The sequence below is a fragment of the Rubrivivax sp. A210 genome, assembly GCF_904426505.1.
Lineage (GTDB): Bacteria > Pseudomonadota > Gammaproteobacteria > Burkholderiales > Burkholderiaceae_C > Rubrivivax.
This window is the reverse complement of sequence record NZ_CAJGBN010000034.1, coordinates 135989-152872: the sequence shown is the minus strand read 5'-3', so window position 1 is coordinate 152872 and position 16884 is coordinate 135989. Positions and strand designations below refer to the sequence as shown.

The window sequence follows — 16884 nt, the reverse complement described above, 5'->3', positions numbered from 1 at the left end:
TTCGTTCCAACCTGGGAAAGCGGCGGATGTTATTCGATTCAACTGTGCGCCGTGAGCTGGCCCGAGGCTTCGGCGCGACCCTGGTGGTGATCCTGACCATCATGCTGACGATGCTGCTGATCCGCACCATTGGCCAGGCCGCCAGCGGTGCCGTCGCGGCGCAGGACGTGGTGCTGCTGCTGGGCTATGTGGCGCTGGGCCAGCTGCCGACCATGCTCTCGCTGTCGATGTTCGTGGCCATCGTCATCGGCCTGGGCCGCATGTACCGCGACAGCGAGATGGTGATCTGGTTCGCCAGCGGCGTGAGCCTGGCGCGCTTCGTGCGCCCGGTGCTGCGCACCTGCTGGCCGGTGCTCATCGTGGTGGCGGTACTCGCGCTCTTCGCCTGGCCCTGGGGCAACGGCAGCAGCCAGGATCTGCGCGATCGCTACCAGCAGCGCTCGGATCTGGCCCGCGTCACCCCCGGCGTCTTCCAGGCCTCGGCCAACGGCCACCGTGTCTTCTTCGTCGAGCGCGAAAGTGCTGACGGCATCAACGCGCGCAATGTCTTCATCCTGGCACGCGAGGAGTTGACGGAGTCGGTCACTTCAGCGCGCGCCGGCCGGCTGGAGACCGAGGGTGACCAGCGCTTCCTGGTGCTCGAACGCGGCCAGCGCAACGAGGTCGAGTTCAAGGGCGGGGAGCGCACGCTGGCCAGCTTCGAGGGCTACCGCGTGTTGGCCGGCGAGCGGGCCTCGGGCGCCGACGCGAAACGGCCGCCCAAGACGGTGCCCACGCTGGAACTGATCGGCGACCCCACGGCACGCCACCAGGGCGAGCTCACCTGGCGCCTGGGCCTGGTGCTGGCGCCGGCCAACCTGCTGCTGCTGGGCATTGCGTTGTCGGCGGCCAATCCGCGCCGCGCCAGCAACTGGAACCTGCTGTTCGCGCTGCTGGCCTTCATCGTCTACTACAACATCGTCAATCTCAGCCAGGCCTGGGTGGGCAGCGGGCGGCTGGGCATGGGCTTGGCGCTGAGCGGCGTACACGGCGCCGCCTTCGCGCTGGCGCTGGCCCTGCTGTGGTGGCGCGACCACGCTGCGGTGCTGCGCTGGCGGCTGGGGAGCAGCCGCGCATGAAGACCATACGCCGCCTGCTCTACCGCGACATCGTCGCTTCGGTGATGTTCGTCGCCCTGGCCTTCCTGTCGCTGTTCTTCTTCATCGACCTGGTCGAGGCGCTGGACAGCGTGGGCCGCAGCGGCCGCGACGTGAGCCTGGCGCTGCAGACGGCGGCGCTGCAACTGCCTGGGCACTTCTACGAGCTGTTTCCCATTGCCGTGCTGATAGGCACCATCTTCTCGCTGGCGCGCATGGCGCAGTCCTCGGAATTCACCATCCTGCGCACCGGCGGTCTCGGCCCCGGGCGTGCGCTGCGCCTGCTCGCCACCCTGGGCCTGGCCTTCGGCGTGCTGACCTTCGTCGTCGGCGACTATGTGGCGCCGGCAGCCGAGCGCCAGGCGGCGCTGCTGCAGGCGCGCGCCAGCGGCGGCATCCGCCTGGGCGCCAACGGCGCCTGGCTGAAGGAGCGGCGCGGCGCGCCGGGCGGCGAGCGCAGCATCTCGGTAAATGTCGCTGGCGCCACCGCCACCGGCGCCCTGGCCGGCATCCGCGTGTTCGAGTTCGACGGCGACGGCCGCCTGCTCACGCGCATCGACGCCGTCGAGGGCCGCGTCGACAAGGACGGCACCTGGACCCTGATCGACGCCCTGGTGGCGCGCTGGCCGCTGCCACGCGCCGCCGGCGAAACACGGGTGTTGATCGAGCGCGTGCCGCTGCTGCACTGGCCTAGCACGCTGGACGCCGATGTCGTGGCCGCCGCGGTGCTGCCGGTGGGCAGCATGACGACGCTGGAGCTGTGGCGCTACAGCGCCCACCTGAGTGACCAGGAGCAGGCGGCGCAGAGCCATCTGGTGCGCTTCTGGCGCAAGGCGCTGTACCCGCTGGCCTGCCTGGTGATGGTGGCGCTGGCCCTGCCCTTCGCCTACCTGCACGCACGCGGCGGCAGCGTCAGCCTCAAGGTCTTCGGCGGCATCCTGCTCGGCATCAGCTTCGTGCTGCTCAACAACCTCTCGGGCCATATCGCCACGCTGCGCGCCTGGACGCCCTGGATCGCGGCGGCGGCGCCCAGCGGCCTGTACCTGCTGTTGTCGATGGCGGCCTTTGCCTGGCTCGTGCGTTACCGTTGAGGCCATGACGACGAGCAGCGGCCTCATCCTCTTCGCCCACGGCGCACGCGATCCGCGCTGGGCCGCGCCCTTCGAGGCCGTGGCCGAGCGTGTGCGTGCGCTGCGCCCCGGCGTGGCGGTGCGCCTGGCCTTCCTGGAGATCATGTCACCCAGCCTGCCCGAGGCCGGCGCCGAGCTGGCGCGCGCCGGCTGTGGCCGCATCGAGATCCTGCCCCTGTTCCTGGGCGCCGGCGGCCATGTGCGGCGCGACCTGCCGCTGCTGCTGGCGGCGCTGCAGGCGGCCCACCCGGCGCTGCAGCTGCGGCTGCACCCGGCGGTGGGCGAGATAGCCGGCGTCGTCACCGCGATGGCCGCCGCGGCGCTGGCCACACTGGAGCCCGAGCAAGAGATCGAGGGCCCGGGCGCATGAATCTGCACCAGTTCCGCTTCGTGCAGGAGGCCGTGCGCCGCAACCTCAACCTCACCGAGACCGCCAAGGCGCTGTTCACCTCGCAGCCCGGCATCAGCAAGGCCATCCTCGAACTGGAGGAAGAGCTGGGCGTCGACATCTTCGCCCGCCATGGCAAGCGGCTGAAGCGCGTCACCGAGCCGGGCCAGCAGGTGCTGCGCTCGATCGAGATCGTGATGCGCGAGGTGGCCAATCTCAAGCGCATCGGCGAGGAATATTCGAAGCAGGACGCCGGCACGCTGTCCATCGCCACCACCCACACCCAGGCACGCTATTTCCTGCCCGTGCCCATTGCCGAGCTGCGCCGCCGCTACCCCAAGGTGCAGGTGGTGCTGCACCAGGGCATGCCCGAGGACGTGGCACGCATGCTGAGGGACGACGTGGCCGAGATCGGCCTCGCCACCGAGGCGCTGTCGGCCCACGATGAGCTGATCACCCTGCCCTGCCACGAATGGCAGCATGTGCTGGTGGTGCCGGTGAGCCACCCGCTGGCCACGGTCGAACGGCCGACGCTGGAGCAGCTGGCGGCCCATCCGCTGGTGATGTACCAGCCCACCGTGACCGGCCGCACGCGCATCGACCAGGCCTTTGCGCGCGCCCGCCTCAAGCCCATGGTGGCACTCGAGGCCATCGACTCCGACGTCATCAAGACCTATGTGCGCCTGGGCCTGGGCGTGGGCATCGTCACCGAGCTGGCCATGCGCACCGAGCCGGCCGAAGCCGATCTCGCCTGGCGGCCGCTGGGCCATCTCTTCGGCGCCAACGTCACGCGCGTGGCCTTCAAGCGCGGCGCCTACCTGCGCCAGTTCGTCACCGCCTTTGCCGAGCTGCTCTCGCCCCATCTGACGCCGGCGCTGATCGCGCAGGCGATGGCCGGCCAGGGCAGCGACTATGAACTCTGAGCACCGCAAACGATGAGCACGACCCCCGCGATCCAGAGCCGCCTGCCCCAGGTCGGCACCACCATCTTCACCGTGATGTCGGCGCTGGCGCAGGAATGCGGCGCCGTCAACCTGGGCCAGGGCTTCCCGGATTTCAACTGCGACCCGGCCCTGGTGGACCATGTGAGCGCCGCCATGCGCGAGGGCCTGAACCAGTACCCGCCCATGACCGGCGTGCCGCAGCTGCGCGAGCGCTATGCGGCCAAGATCGAGGCTCTCTACGGCCGTCGCTACGACGCCACCAGCGAGATCACCATCACCGCCGGCGCCACCCAGGCCATCCTGACCGCCGTGCTGTGCTGCGTACACCCAGGCGACGAGGTCATCGTGCTCGAGCCCTGCTACGACAGCTATGGCCCGGCCATCGAGCTGGCGGGCGGCAAAGTCGTCCGCGTGCCGCTGACGCCGGGCCGCTTCCGGCCCGATTTCGAACGCATCGCCGCGGCCATCACTTCGCGCACGCGGCTCTTGATGATCAACAGTCCGCACAACCCCAGCGCCACCGTCTGGACCGCGGCCGAGATGCAGCGCCTGGCCGGGTTGCTGGCGCCCACCGACGTGCTGCTGTTGTCGGACGAGGTCTACGAGCACATGGTGTTCGACGGCGCGGCCCACGTCAGTGCGTCGTCGATTCCGGCACTGGCCTCGCGCGCCTTCGTCGTCTCCAGCTTTGGCAAGACCTACCACGTCACCGGCTGGAAGGTGGGTACCGTGGCGGCGCCGGCGGCGCTGACGGCCGAGTTCCGCAAGGTTCACCAGTTCAATGTCTTCACCGTCAACACCCCGGTGCAGCACGCGCTGGCCCGCCACATGGCCGACCCGGCGCCCTATCTCGGCCTGCCCGCCTTCTACCAGCGCAAGCGCGATCTCTTCCGCACCGGCCTGGCGGCCACCCGCCTGCGCCTGCTGCCCAGCGAGGGCAGCTATTTCCAGCTCGTCGACTACAGCGCGGTGAGCAGCCTGCCCGAGGCCGAGTTCTGCCAGTGGCTGACACGCGAGATCGGTGTCGCGGCGATCCCGCTCGCGGTGTTCTACGAAGGTGGCTTCGAGCAGGGCCTGGCGCGGCTGTGCTTTGCCAAGAAGGACGAGACGCTGCAGGCCGCGCTGGCACGCTTGGCGCGGCTGTAGCCACGGCAAGCCGCACCTTCAGCGGCGCAGCGGCGGCTCGGTCAGCGGGTCGCTCAGTGGGGCAAAAAGGCTGGCCGGGCGGTCGGCCGCGGTGAGGTCGAAGTCCAGCGGCAGCGTCGGGTGCGGATCGGCCTCTTCGCGGCCATGGCGCGGCTCCAGGCCCAGGAAGGGCGTCGGCGCCGTGCTGCCGAACTCGCCGCCGTCCGACATCGGCAGCAGCAGGTCGACCTCGCCCGTGGTGGCGGCCTCGCGGTCCATCAGGTCGCGCGCCAGCGCATACAGGAACAGCACCTCGCGGTAGGCCGGCAGTTCGAAGAGATCGCCGCGCGACTTGCGGAACAGCAGCGCCTCGAGTTCGGCCATCGCGTCCAGCGGCCTCGGCCACACCTGCTGCAGACGCGGCAGCACGCCGCTGTAGTCGGCCAACGTGCGGCCATGGGCCGGGTCTGCACCCCACTCGGGCGCATAGGCATTGAACTGCTGGTTGAAGCGCGTGCGTATGGCCTCGTAGGCCTTGCGCTCGCCGCGCCGGTGATGGATCTCAAGCAGCTTCAGATAGGGCAGCGGGCTGATGCCGCCGCTGCTGCGCAGATGCTCATTGAGCAGATCGACCGCGGCACCGTCCTGGCCCAGCACGACGAAGAACTCGGCCTGCTGCTCGAGATCGATCAGTTCCTCGATCGAGACATCGCGCAACGTCGAATCCTGGGCCACCGGCGCCAGCACCTCGGTGCGCTGGGTCAGGAGTTCGGGCTCGTCCGGCGGCGGCAGCGGCTTGGCCCGGGGTGGCATCTGCACCGTCGCCAGCGGCGGCGCCTGGGTCGACACCGGCGCCCAGTTCTCGGCCGGTGCCGGCGGCGGCCAGGCCGGGCCAGGACGCGGACGTGGGCGCGGGGTCATGGGCGCGGGCATGACCTGGGTGGAGGTGACGAAGGGCGCCGGCGCCGTCAACTGGGGCTGGCCCGGGCCTGCCGGATCTGCGCCCTGCCCTGCCGCCGGGTCGGGCGGCGCCACGGCGGCGGCCTGCCAGTCCTGCTGGCGCACGCGCTGCACCACCGACAGGCGCCAGGCCAGCCAGGCGGCCAGCGCACCCATCATCAGGGCCAGCACCAGGAGCGGCAGTGTCCAGTGGCCGGTCTGGTCGGATTCCTGCAGCTTCTCGCGCAACTGGGCCGCGAGCTCGCGGTTGGAGCGCGCCTCGGTGCGCAACTGCTCGACCACGCGCTCCATGCTGGCAAGCCGCTCGGCCTGGGCCGAGGCCGCCGCCTGAGCGGCGCGCGTGGCGCTGGCCGCATCAGCGACAGCGACCAGGGCTTCCTCGACCGTGGCGCGCTCGGCGCTGGCCGCAGGCGTGGGCACCGGAGCCGGCGCCAGGGCTTCGAGCTGCAGCCGCGGCCCCGCCTCGGCGGCGCGGCGCGCCGCCTTTGCCACCGCCTTGCGGGGCGCAGGACGCTGGCGCTCGGCCTTGCGTTCGGAAGTGCGCTCGGCCCGCTTCGCGGTGCTGCGCTCGGCGCGGCCGGGCGGCGCCGCGGCCGGCGAGGCCTCGCGCTCGGCCAGCACCACCGGCTGCTGCACCGGTGCCGGCACACCCACCATGGCGGGGGGTGAAGGACTGGCTGGCGCAGGGGCCACCGCCTCGGCCAGCGGCAAGGCAGCCGGCACGGGCGGCGGCAGCGCCGGCGGATCGGCCAGCACGACATAGCGGCGCGCCACGCGCGAGGCGCAGCCGGCGCTGAGCCCGATGGTAACCACCGGCTCGTCGATGCTCACCGTGGTGCTGACGCGGATGCGCGCGGCATCCGGGCTCCGTCCCTCGACCGTGGCCCGCACCCAGGGTGCAGGCAATCTGCGGTCACCGACCGTGACTTCGGCGTTGATGCAGTTCAGGGCTTGCTCGTCGGCGGCATCGAGCCGCACCTGCACGACGAAATCCAGCGGCTGGCCCAGCACGGCTGATGCGCCACCTGCACCCAAGCCGGTCGCCGCGGCAGTGGTGGAGGCCGCGCCGATGACGATGGACGACAGCCAGGGCCGCAACGTGTGCATGCGATACAGGAGAAATGCGGCGATAACGCCGCGATGGACCGGTGAAAACCACTCTAGCACGAAGCATCGCGGCTCAAACGCCCGAGCTGGGGTGCAGATGTGGCCCATCACACGCGGGACCACAATGCCGGCCCGCCCCTGTCACGCCCGAGACAAGCCATGAGCAGCCCGGTTCTTACAATCGACGAACTCCAGAACATCGAGACGGGCGCGTGGTTCAGCAAGCTCTCACCCGCGCTGCAGGGCGCGATCCTGTCACGCGGCGTGGTGCGCCGGCTGGCCGATGGCGCGGCGCTCGCGACGCGCGGCACACCGGCGCAGGAGTGGTGCGGCGTGGCGCGCGGCGCGGTGCGCATAGGCACGGTGTCGCTGGCGGGCAAGCAGGTCACGCTCACCTACGCCGAGCCCGGCACCTGGTTCGGCGACATCGCACTCTTCGATGGCCTGCCGCGCACCCACGATGCCGACGCCCACGGCGAGACCACGCTGCTGGTGGTGCGCAAGCCCGACTTCAAGGCCTTGCTGGCGGCGCATGTGGAGCTCTACGACGCGCTGCTGCGCCTGAACTGCCGCCGCCTGCGGCTGATGTTCGACCAGATCGAAGACCTGGCCACGCGGCCTCTGCAGGCGCGCCTGGCGCGGCAAATCCTGCTGCTGGCGCGCAGCTATGGCGTGGCCGAGGGCACCGAGGTGCGCATCGGCCTGGCGCTGGCCCAGGAAGACCTGGCCCAGCTGCTGGGCGCCTCGCGCCAACGCGTCAACCAGGAACTCAAGGCTTTCGAGCGCGACGGCGCGGTGCGCGTCGAGCCGACGCGCCTGGTGGTGCTGTCGCGCGACAAGCTGATGGCCGCCGCCGAACGTTGAACCGGGAATCCACACGATGAACGACGCCTACGTCGGCACGCGGGCCATGGCGGCCAGCCACGCCTTCGACACCGCCGCGCTGCAGGCCTATCTCGAGCGCGAATTGGCGGGCTTTGCCGGCCCGCTGACGGTGGAGCAGTTCAAGGGCGGCCAGAGCAACCCGACCTACAAGCTGGTGACGCCGGGCTGCGCCTATGTGATGCGCAGCAAGCCCGGCCCGGCCGCCCGGCTGCTGCCCTCGGCCCACGCCATCGAGCGCGAGTTCCGCGTCATGCGCGGTCTGGCCGACAGCGAGGTGCCGGTGGCGAAGATGCACCTGCTGTGCGAGGACGAGGCCGTCATCGGCCGCGCCTTCTACCTGATGGAATTCATGGACGGCCGCGTGCTGTGGGACCAGTCGCTGCCCGGCATGACGCCGGCCGGGCGCGGCGCCATCTACGACGAGATGAACCGCGTCATCGCGGCGCTGCACAAGGTCGATGCGGTGGCCGCGGGCCTGGCCGACTTCGGCCGCCCGGGCAATTACTTCGAGCGCCAGATCGCGCGCTGGAGCAAGCAGTACCAGGCCTCGATCACCGAGCCCATCGCCGAAATGGACAGGCTCATCGCCTGGCTGCCGGGCCACCTGCCTGCGGCGGCGCAGGACCCGAGCCAGGTGGCGGTGGTGCATGGCGACTTTCGTATGGACAACCTGGTGTTCCACCGCGACGAGCCGCGCGTCATTGCCGTGCTCGACTGGGAGCTGAGCACGCTGGGCCATCCGCTGGCCGATTTCAGCTACCACGGCATGGCCTGGCACATCCCGCCCGGCGTCTTCCGCGGCATAGGCGGGCTCGACCTGGCGACGCTGGGCATTCCCGCCGAGCAGGACTACCTGCGCCGCTATTGCGAGCGCACCGGCCGCGCCGACGCCGAGGCGCTGCGCGCCGACTGGAACTTCTACCTCGCCTACAACCTGTTCCGCATCGCCGCCATCACCCAGGGCATCGCCAAGCGCGTGGTCGACGGCACGGCCGCCAGCGCCCAGGCCCGTGCCACCGGCGCCGCGACGCGGCAGCTGGCCGAGCTGGCGTGGCGCTTCGCCCAGGCCCACGCCGCGCGCTGAACACGGCCATCCAACCCCATCCAAACAGGAGACCGCCATGGATTTCGGCTACTCGCCCCGCACCCAGGAGTTGCAGGCCCGCATCTCGGCCTTCATGGCCGAGCACGTCTACCCGGCCGAACCGCGTTACTTCGAGGAAATCGAGGCCAATACCCGCGCCGGCCGCCGCTGGACGCCGCTGCCGCTGATCGAGGAGCTGAAGGTCAAGGCGCGTGCGGCCGGGCTGTGGAACCTGTGGCTGCCGGAAAGCGAATACGGCGCCGGCCTGAAGAACCAGGAATACGCGCCGCTGGCCGAGCTGATGGGCGCCGTGCCCTGGGCCAGCGAGGTCTTCAACTGCTCGGCACCCGACACCGGCAACATGGAAACCCTGGTGCGCTACGGCAGCGCCGAGCACAAGAAGCAGTGGCTCGAGCCGCTGCTGGCCGGTGAGATCCGCAGCGCCTTCGCGATGACCGAGCCGGCCGTGGCCTCGTCGGACGCCACCAACATCGAGGCCCGCATCGAGCGCCAGGGTGATGACTACGTCGTCAACGGCGTCAAGTGGTGGACCAGCGGCGCCGGCGACCCGCGCTGCGCCATCTACATCGTGATGGGCAAGACCGACCCGACGGCGGCCCGCCACGCCCAGCAGTCGATGATCCTGGTGCCGGCCAGCGCGCCGGGCGTCAACGTGATTCGGCCGCTGTCGGTGTTCGGCTACGACGATGCGCCCCACGGCCACATGGAAGTGGCGTTCAAGAACGTGCGCGTGCCGGCCTCCAACATCCTGCTCGGCGAGGGCCGCGGCTTCGAGATCGCCCAGGGCCGCCTCGGCCCCGGCCGCATCCACCACTGCATGCGCCTGATCGGCCTGGCCGAGCGCGCGCTCAAGCTGATGTGCCAGCGCGCCAGCAGCCGCACCGCCTTCGGCAAGACGGTGGCGCAGCAGACGGTGACACAGGAGCGCATCGCCGAGGCGCGCTGCATGATCGAGCAATCGCGCCTGCTCACGCTGAAGGCGGCCTGGATGATGGATAGGGCCGGCAACAAGAGCGCCAAGGCCGAGATCGCGATGATCAAGGTGGTGGCCCCGAGCATGGCCTGCCAGGTGATCGACTGGGCGATACAGGTACACGGCGGCGCCGGCATGAGCCAGGACTTTCCGCTCGCCTACTTCTACACCCACGCGCGCACGCTGCGCTTTGCCGACGGCCCTGACGAGGTGCATCGCAACGCGATTGCCAAGATCGAGCTCGGCAAGCACTGAGCCCGGATGCACGACAGTCCCCGCGGACTGTCGTGTGCCTGGCGAAAGACTGCGCACTTGCGTGCGCAGGCATGAGCGCGGCGGGCTTGGCCTACTTCGTGCCGTCGCGCTCGTCGCCGGGCAGCGCGCTGGCCGACCACAGGCTGCTGCCGTGGGTGCTGGGCGAAACGGTGTCGGTGCTCTCGTTGGCCATGCGCCGGGCCTCGCGGATGGCGGTCTCGAAGACACGCAGCCAGGCCTGCAACTGCGCCACCACCGGGTCGGGCATGGCGGTGCGCAGCATCAGGCGGCCGCGGCCGATCATCAGCACGACCGGCGTGTCATCGGCCACGCGCAGCGCCAGCAGCGACTGCGCCAGCGGTCCCTCCAGCCACTTGGCCAGCCAGGTCTTGACGCTGCCCAGCGCCACATAACGGTCCTTCAGCGCGCCCATCTCGGGAGCACCCAGCTTGGGGAACATCACCAGCCAGCGCATCTCGGGCGGAGTCTGGTTATCGATGCGGGTCTGCACGCCCTCGACGTACTGGTCGAAGACTGTCTTCTCCATCTGCTCCTGCAACTGCCGGTTGAGCAGCACCAACTGCAGTTCGGCATGCAAGCCCAGTTCGGCACGCAGGCGCAACTCATGGCCCTTGATGTAAGGCCGCTGCGAAGGGCCCCATTCCAGCCGCCAGGCCGCACCAGCGGTGTTGCCGTCGATGACGAAGCCGGCGTCGCCCACTTCGCGGAAGGTGTAGCTCTTGGCGTCGGACCAGGGCAGCACGCCGTCCCAGTCCTTGGCAGCACCGGCCACCGGCCCCGCGAACAAACGCTTCAATCCGTCGAGCATGGTTTAGAGTCCGTTGGATGGGCCGGGCCGCGCCGCCAGGGCCGCGGAGAACACCGATGATCGAAGTGTATTCGTGGGCTACGCCCAACGGCCACAAGGTTCACATCATGCTCGAGGAATGCGGTATTCCGTACCGCGTGCATGCGGTGGACATCGGCGCCGGCGACCAGTTCAGGCCCGAATTCCTGGCCATCAGCCCCAACAACAAGATCCCGGCCATCGTCGACCCCGACGGCCCCGACGGAAAGGCGATCTCGCTGTTCGAATCGGGCGCCATCCTGGTCTACCTGGCCGGCAAGACCGGCCGCTTCCTGCCCGAAGACCTGCGCGGGCGCTTCGAGGCCCTGCAATGGCTGATGTTCCAGATGGGCGGCATCGGCCCCATGCTGGGCCAGGCTCACCATTTCCGAATCTACGCGCCCGAGAAGATCCCGTACGCGGTCGAGCGCTACACCAACGAGGCCCATCGCCTCTACGGCGTGATGAACAAGCGCCTGGCCAAAAGCCGCTACCTGGGCGGTGCCGACTACGGCATTGCCGACATCGCCACCTTTCCCTGGCTGCGCAGTTGGAAGAACCAGGGCATAGACTGGGCGGATCACCCCCACCTCAAGGGCTGGTTCGACGAGATCGCGGCGCGCCCGGCGGTGCGGCGCGGCGTCGAGGTGCTGGCCGACCGCCGCAAGCCCCTGGTGGATGACCAGGCGCGCGAGGTGCTGTTCGGCAAGACGCAGTACACGGCGCGCTGAGCGGAGCCGCCCGCCTCCTAGAATCCGCGCCACGCTGCCCGTAGCTCAACTGGATAGAGCACCAGCCTTCTAAGCTGGGGGTCGCAGGTTCGAGTCCTGCCGGGCAGGCCAGTTGAACGCATCGCCTCGACCCACAAAAGCCCCAGTCCCAGGAAAATCAATCACTTACCTGGATCGTGCCATGGCCAGGCCGCTCAGTCTCCGAACTGTCGGCACTTGATGTCCTCCCTGGGCTGAGGGCCGAGGCACTGGGGGATGGTGGCTGTCGGTAGGTCGCGGTTCGCTTGGCCGAGGCCGAGAAAACGGCTGATGTGCTCGGCGGCGACGGCGCTCTGATCGGTCGGCCTCCAGCCCCAGTAGTCGCCGTGGCCGGCGCCGTCCACCGGCCTGATTTCCACCTGTCCCGGGTTGCGCGGCACATCGCCGTGTCGCCCTATGGCCGTGGGGAAGAATCCATCGCCCGCCGCTGTCTGCCCGATGGGAAAGGCCAGGGACAGCACGGTGTCTGCACTGGAGTGCAGCACCTCCACCTGCTCGGCAGCCCGGAAGGCCTCTTCGAGGGCTCCGCCGGGGAAGACGGCCGAGGTACGCACCGCAGCGGCCAGAAGACAGACCTTGCGGACTGGCGTCCGAAAGCTCGGGTTCGCCTTGAGCAGCCGCAGGGTCTCCAGGATCACCCTGCAGCCCATGGAGTGACCAACGAAGTACAGGTTCAGCACGTCGCGGCGACTCAGCAGATAGGTGCTCAGCTGTGCCGCCGCCAGCTTGGCGGTCGCAATGGTGGCGGGGTAGACGAGAAAATCGAGCATGTCCAGCGGGCCGGCGAAGTTGGCGTCGCCCGGCCAGAACGCGTCGCCGAGCATGTCCTCGAACGCCCCCAAGTGGCGCGCCTCGAGCAGGCCCGCCTGCCGCTTGCGGAAAGCCGCATAGGCCTCCTGGGCCTCGCGCCGGTTGTTGTTGAAGCCATGGACCAGCACCAGGAGATCCTGTTGCGAGCGCACCTGCCCGAAGGCCCATATTGGCTGGCACGGGACGTGGACGCTCCCACCCTCGGGCTGCTCGCGCATGTCCAATTGCAGGCCCGCAACGTAGCCGGGGAAATCCTCGTCGTGGCGCGACACGTTGGCCCCGGCTCACTTCGTGAACTTGATGGACGACAGGCTGCTCAGAAGATCCTTGGCGATCGGTGCCAGTGCCCCCCCCAGCGCGGCCTTCAGGAGGACTCCAAGGTATGTGCCGGGCTCCTTGCCCAGCGCACCCCAGCCCTTCGTCCAGGACCGCCATGGGTCGAAAGCCTCGCCGGCAAAGCCTGGATCGGCGGCCATCACGAAGGCGACGAACAGGATCAGCGCGCCCAGCAGCATCGCCCACCACTGGTTCAGATCCTCCCAGCGGCGGGTGGTCACCGTCTGAAACGCGTCGAGCTGCCTGCGCACCAGCATTCGCACGCGGCCATAGCGATCCGAGTCCTGCTTGGTCGGACCCGCGGCCGGCGGCGCTGCCAGGTAGCTTCTCCACAGTGTCGCGTCGGCACCCGAGCCACGGGTCAGGAAGGCGTAGAAGTGCGGATAGAGATCCGGGTTGTTCAGCACCGCGTCTGCCGCGTCCTGTATTTGAGACATCATCCGCGCCGTCTCGAGCTCGAAGACGGCGCGGTCGACGCCTCGCCACCTGAGTACCGCGTGCGAAGGATGGGCTTGAGGAGGCTGAGCCTGACCCGAGGTCAGATGAAAGAACTCGGCATAGGCCTGTGCGGCGTCATAAGCGGTGCCTTGGGCACCCGCTGCGGTGGCCGCGCGGTTGCCTGGCACGTCATAGTGGCTTCCGCCGCCCAGCGCCAACGACGACAAGAGTCCGGGCTTGGCAAGCATCAGCGCTGCGGGGATCTTTGCCGAGTCCTGCGAAAGCCAGCGTATGACCGCAGTCCGGTGGTATTTGCCGCGGATGGAGAACAGTTTCTTGTAGGCCTCCAGCAGCGCCACGACGAGACCGCCTGTGCCGGCCAGAACGGCCACATAGGTGCCAAGGGCTTCCGTGATGTTCTTCAGGGCCTGCGCGGCCGAGCCCGGCTCCTGGGTTTCCGCCATGGCGGTTGCCGAGAACAAGGCCAGCACCAGGGCCGCTGTGAGTTGAAACTTGCGCATTTGTCGCTCCCTAAGTTTTCAGCGGGCTTGGCTGCGGTCGAAGAAGTCAAGAATCTTGGCCATTGCGGGGACGCGGTAGCGGTCCGCCTCGATCAGCAACTCGTGCCGCGCACCTTCGATCTTTTGCGGCCCGCCACCGTCGCATGCGCGGCCTGTGTTCCTGGACAGCGCGGCACAAAATTCGTTCTGGCCTTCCGGCATGACCGCCGTGTCTTCGCCGGCCTGAAGCACCAGCACGGGCGTGACGATCTGGGCAGTGTTGGACAACAGGGTGCTCGATGCCGCGCAGGCTTCGGCGGCCCAGCCCCGGGTCGGCCCACCCAGGCGAACCTCGGGGTAACGCATCTCGACCCGCAATACCTGCGCCCAGCGGGCGGGCGAATGCGTGTAGTCGTTGGACTTCTCGTCATAGGGCCCGTGGGCATAGGGTTTCGGCAGCCAGCCGGCCCAGGTCTCGCTGCGGAACCATCCGGTGGCCCTGAAGTACCAGCAGCTGGAATCTGTGGAGATCAGGATCTTCGCGTTAGGTTCGTGCATCGGCGACGACAGGGCCGCGGCCGCAAAGACACCGGGGTACTTCTGCAGGTGGCGGCTGGCCACCCCGCCACCCATGGAGTGAGCCAGGAGCAGCAGCTTCCTGTGCGGCTTCTGCCCCACCACCTGCTGGATGAAGGCCTGCAGATCCTCGACATAGTCGTCGAATTGCACGACGTGGCCCTTCTGCGGCTCGTCGGGCAGGAGCCGGCCGGAGAAGCCCTGGCCCCGGTGATCGTAGACGTAGACGGAGTACTTCAGCCGCACCAGGTCGGCCACCACCTCCTGGTACTTCAAGAGGTTCTCGGTCCGGCCGGTGACGATGACGACGGCGGCCCGCGCATCGGGGACCAGCGCGGCGGCATAGGCCAACTTGACGCCGGCCAGGCCCGTGAATTCCCCCCGCTGGACCTGCTGGGACCAGAGCGGCTCAATCTCCTCGGAGAAGCGGGCGGCCAACCGGGACTCAGGGATGAGGCCGTAGGGCAGCGGTGCATTCTCCTCGTTCGCAAGCGTCCGCCCGCCACCGCCAGTCAGCGCCAGGGCCGCGACTACCGCGGTCGCCCTGCACCACAAGCGACTCCCAACCCCTGCTGAATGTCTTGCCACGCCCATGTTTCCTCCCGACCGGCCTGATCTGATCGGAGCTGCGGCCATGGAACGGCCGCGAGCCCATCAAACGCAGTCATTCTGGGTGCCGCCCCCTGGCCGCAAATCACTACCGTTGATGACCCGCTCGGACCTCGAAGCCTCAAGCACGGCGGCGCGCTCCCCCGTAAGTTCCTTGTCTTGCCGTTGAAGCGGCGCGCCGTCTTCATGGCCTCTGGCCATCTTGCCTTTGACATGCACCTCGACACAGATCACAGCATGCCTGAGCGGACGCCGATGCAGGTGTGTATGCAGCCCGACATCAGCGCAAGGCCCCCTCGATCCTGGGGGGCATCCTCGATCCGGCACGCCGCGTGCTGGCCTTTGCGCATGGCGGCCAAAAGCCGCATGCCAAGGGAGTTTTCATGCGGCGCAACTTCTTCGATGCACGGATCTGGGGCTCGGCCTGGGGCACGGCGGCCATTGCGGTGCTGGCGGTGGCGTCTATCGCGGTGCTGGTGATCCCGGCCTGAGACGCGGGCGGGATCGTCACCCGCGCTCAGCGCCGGCCGCGGGCGGGCCGCATACTTCGCCCTTCCTCCGGAGGGCATAGTGATGGACAGCCTGGACCTGCAGGTGCTGCAACAGGCGCGCGAATGGCAACGCGCCGGCCGCGGCGTGTGGCTGGTGACGGTGATCGAGACCTGGGGCTCGGCGCCGCGCCCGCCCGGCGCCCTGCTCGCGCTGCGCGATGACGGCCTGGTGGTGGGCTCGGTGAGCGGCGGCTGCGTGGAGGACGATCTCATCGCCCGTGTGCGCGAGGGCGAGCGCGTCAGCGCACCGGCGCTGGTGAACTACGGCGTCAGCAAGGAAGAGGCGGCCCGCTTCGGCCTGCCCTGCGGTGGCACGCTGCGGCTGGTGCAAGAGCCGCTGGCCGACGCCGCCTGGATCGACGACGTGTTGGCCCGCACCGCGCGCCATGAACTGGTGGCGCGGCGGCTAGATCTTGCCAGCGGCGCCGTCACGGTGGAGGCGGCCGTGCGCGGCGAGGCCTTCGTCTTCGACGGCCACACGCTGCGCGCGCTCTACGGCCCACGTTGGCGTCTGGTCGTGATCGGCGCCGGCCAGCTCAGCCGCGCCCTGGCGCCCATGGCGCTGGCGCTGGATTTCGAGCTGATCTGCTGCGACCCGCGCGAGGAGTACCACCTGACCTGGGACGTGCCCGGCACGCGCTTCAGCAAGTCCATGCCCGACGACCTGGTGCAGGAGCTGCAGCTCGACCCGCACAGCGCCGTGGTGGCGTTGACCCACGACCCCAAACTCGACGACCTGGCCTTGCTCGAGGCGCTGAAGTCGCCCGCCTTCTACGTGGGCGCCCTGGGTTCGCGCGCCAACACCGCCCGGCGCAAGGACAGGCTCAAGCTCTTCGACCTCAGCGCCGACGAAATCGCCCGCCTGCACGGCCCGGTGGGCCTGGACCTGGGCGCGCGCACGCCGGCCGAGATCGCGGTGTCCATCGCGGCCGAGATCGTGGCCGTTCGCAACGGCGTCACGCTGGCGCAGAAAAAGGCCGGCTCGGCCCTGCCGGCAGCAGCGGTGGCGGCAGGCTCGGCCTGCGCCACGGGCTGATCGGTCAAGGGGCCGGCTTGGAAGGCCTGCAGCTCACGGCCGATCTGCGCGGCTGCGACGAGGCGCTGCCGGCGATGCGCGACGCCAGCGCGCTGCGCGCACTGTGCGTACAGGCCGTGGCCGCGGCCGGGCTGCAGGCGGTGGGCGATCTTTTCCACGGCTTCGGCGACGCGGCCCCTGCCGGTGGCGGGGGTGGCGTCACCGGCGTCGTGCTGCTGGCCGAATCGCACCTGGCCGTCCACACCTGGCCCGAACTGGGCGCGGTGACGCTGGATGTCTACGTCTGCAATTTCGGCGCCGACAACTCGCAACGCGCCGATGCGCTGCTGCAAGCCCTGCTGCGCGGCTTTGCGCCGCGCTCGGTGACGCGCAACCGGCTGCGCCGCGGCGCCGCGCCGTAGGC

At 69.4% G+C, this 16884-nt stretch carries 16 protein-coding genes and 1 tRNA gene; 12 read left to right on the top strand and 5 right to left on the bottom strand.

Annotated elements, in window-relative coordinates; translation table 11 throughout:
• Positions 1 to 26: 26 nt before the first annotated feature.
• From lptF to JMV16_RS16735, 5 genes are read left to right on the top strand one after another with little or no spacing between them, the layout of a single operon-like run.
• Positions 27 to 1118, top strand: coding sequence for an LPS export ABC transporter permease LptF (lptF, locus tag JMV16_RS16755; RefSeq protein ID WP_201495439.1), 1092 nt, complete (start codon positions 27 to 29; stop codon positions 1116 to 1118).
• Positions 1115 to 2227 (top strand): LPS export ABC transporter permease LptG, encoded by a 1113-nt coding sequence (gene lptG / locus JMV16_RS16750; RefSeq protein WP_201495438.1) that lies wholly within the window; start codon positions 1115 to 1117, stop codon positions 2225 to 2227. The genes lptF and lptG overlap by 4 nt, the downstream gene beginning before the upstream one ends.
• Positions 2228 to 2231: 4 nt before the next feature.
• Entirely contained in the window at positions 2232 to 2636 is a 405-nt protein-coding gene (locus JMV16_RS16745; protein ID WP_201495437.1) for a sirohydrochlorin chelatase, read from the top strand.
• Positions 2633 to 3577 carry a CysB family HTH-type transcriptional regulator gene (locus JMV16_RS16740; RefSeq protein ID WP_201495436.1) on the top strand — a complete coding sequence of 315 codons (945 nt, stop codon included), beginning with the start codon at positions 2633 to 2635 and terminating at the stop codon, positions 3575 to 3577. The genes JMV16_RS16745 and JMV16_RS16740 overlap by 4 nt, the downstream gene beginning before the upstream one ends.
• Positions 3578 to 3589: 12 nt before the next feature.
• Positions 3590 to 4744, top strand: a complete 1155-nt coding sequence (locus JMV16_RS16735) for a pyridoxal phosphate-dependent aminotransferase (RefSeq protein ID WP_201495435.1) — start codon at positions 3590 to 3592, stop codon at positions 4742 to 4744.
• Between the two features lie 18 nt (positions 4745 to 4762).
• On the opposite strand, the gene JMV16_RS16730 is transcribed toward JMV16_RS16735, so the two are convergent.
• Positions 4763 to 6790: a hypothetical protein gene (locus tag JMV16_RS16730; RefSeq protein WP_201495434.1), complete on the bottom strand. Its 2028-nt coding sequence runs from the start codon at positions 6788 to 6790 to the stop codon at positions 4763 to 4765.
• A gap of 159 nt (positions 6791 to 6949) precedes the next feature.
• Here JMV16_RS16730 and JMV16_RS16725 point away from each other — a divergent pair, with 159 nt between their 5' ends.
• The 3 genes from JMV16_RS16725 to JMV16_RS16715 are packed head-to-tail and all read left to right on the top strand — an operon-like array spanning position 6950 to position 10008.
• Positions 6950 to 7654: a Crp/Fnr family transcriptional regulator gene (locus tag JMV16_RS16725; RefSeq protein ID WP_201495433.1), complete on the top strand. Its 705-nt coding sequence runs from the start codon at positions 6950 to 6952 to the stop codon at positions 7652 to 7654.
• Between the two features lie 16 nt (positions 7655 to 7670).
• On the top strand, positions 7671 to 8759 hold the full coding sequence (locus JMV16_RS16720; RefSeq protein WP_201495432.1) for a phosphotransferase: 1089 nt from the start codon (positions 7671 to 7673) through the stop codon (positions 8757 to 8759).
• A gap of 37 nt (positions 8760 to 8796) precedes the next feature.
• On the top strand, positions 8797 to 10008 hold the full coding sequence (locus JMV16_RS16715; RefSeq protein ID WP_201495431.1) for an acyl-CoA dehydrogenase family protein: 1212 nt from the start codon (positions 8797 to 8799) through the stop codon (positions 10006 to 10008).
• Positions 10009 to 10099: 91 nt separating this feature from the next.
• Here JMV16_RS16715 and JMV16_RS16710 read toward each other — a convergent pair whose 3' ends face one another.
• Complete coding sequence (locus JMV16_RS16710; protein ID WP_201495430.1) at positions 10100 to 10837, bottom strand: hypothetical protein; 738 nt, start codon at positions 10835 to 10837, stop codon at positions 10100 to 10102.
• A 56-nt stretch (positions 10838 to 10893) separates the two neighbouring features.
• Here JMV16_RS16710 and JMV16_RS16705 point away from each other — a divergent pair, with 56 nt between their 5' ends.
• Both JMV16_RS16705 and JMV16_RS16700 read left to right on the top strand, forming a co-directional pair.
• The gene (locus tag JMV16_RS16705; RefSeq protein ID WP_201495429.1) at positions 10894 to 11586 is read left to right on the top strand and encodes a glutathione S-transferase N-terminal domain-containing protein; all 693 of its coding nucleotides are present in this window, start codon (positions 10894 to 10896) and stop codon (positions 11584 to 11586) included.
• A gap of 34 nt (positions 11587 to 11620) precedes the next feature.
• Positions 11621 to 11697 (top strand) — tRNA-Arg (locus JMV16_RS16700).
• Between the two features lie 83 nt (positions 11698 to 11780).
• Here JMV16_RS16700 and JMV16_RS16695 read toward each other — a convergent pair.
• From JMV16_RS16695 to JMV16_RS16685, 3 genes are read right to left on the bottom strand one after another with little or no spacing between them, the layout of a single operon-like run.
• Positions 11781 to 12707, bottom strand: a complete 927-nt coding sequence (locus JMV16_RS16695) for an alpha/beta hydrolase (RefSeq protein ID WP_201495428.1) — start codon at positions 12705 to 12707, stop codon at positions 11781 to 11783.
• A 12-nt stretch (positions 12708 to 12719) separates the two neighbouring features.
• Positions 12720 to 13730, bottom strand: a complete 1011-nt coding sequence (locus JMV16_RS16690) for a hypothetical protein (RefSeq protein WP_201495427.1) — start codon at positions 13728 to 13730, stop codon at positions 12720 to 12722.
• Positions 13731 to 13748: 18 nt separating this feature from the next.
• A complete protein-coding gene (locus JMV16_RS16685; RefSeq protein WP_201495426.1) occupies positions 13749 to 14723 on the bottom strand; it encodes an alpha/beta fold hydrolase in 975 nt (324 codons plus the stop codon).
• Positions 14724 to 15467: 744 nt separating this feature from the next.
• On the opposite strand from JMV16_RS16685, the gene JMV16_RS16680 reads away from it, so the two are divergent.
• Positions 15468 to 16481, top strand: a complete 1014-nt coding sequence (locus JMV16_RS16680; protein ID WP_201495425.1) for an XdhC family protein — start codon at positions 15468 to 15470, stop codon at positions 16479 to 16481.
• A 17-nt stretch (positions 16482 to 16498) separates the two neighbouring features.
• Positions 16499 to 16882 carry an adenosylmethionine decarboxylase gene (gene speD, locus JMV16_RS16675; protein ID WP_201495424.1) on the top strand — a complete coding sequence of 128 codons (384 nt, stop codon included), beginning with the start codon at positions 16499 to 16501 and terminating at the stop codon, positions 16880 to 16882.
• Positions 16883 to 16884: the final 2 nt, after the last annotated feature.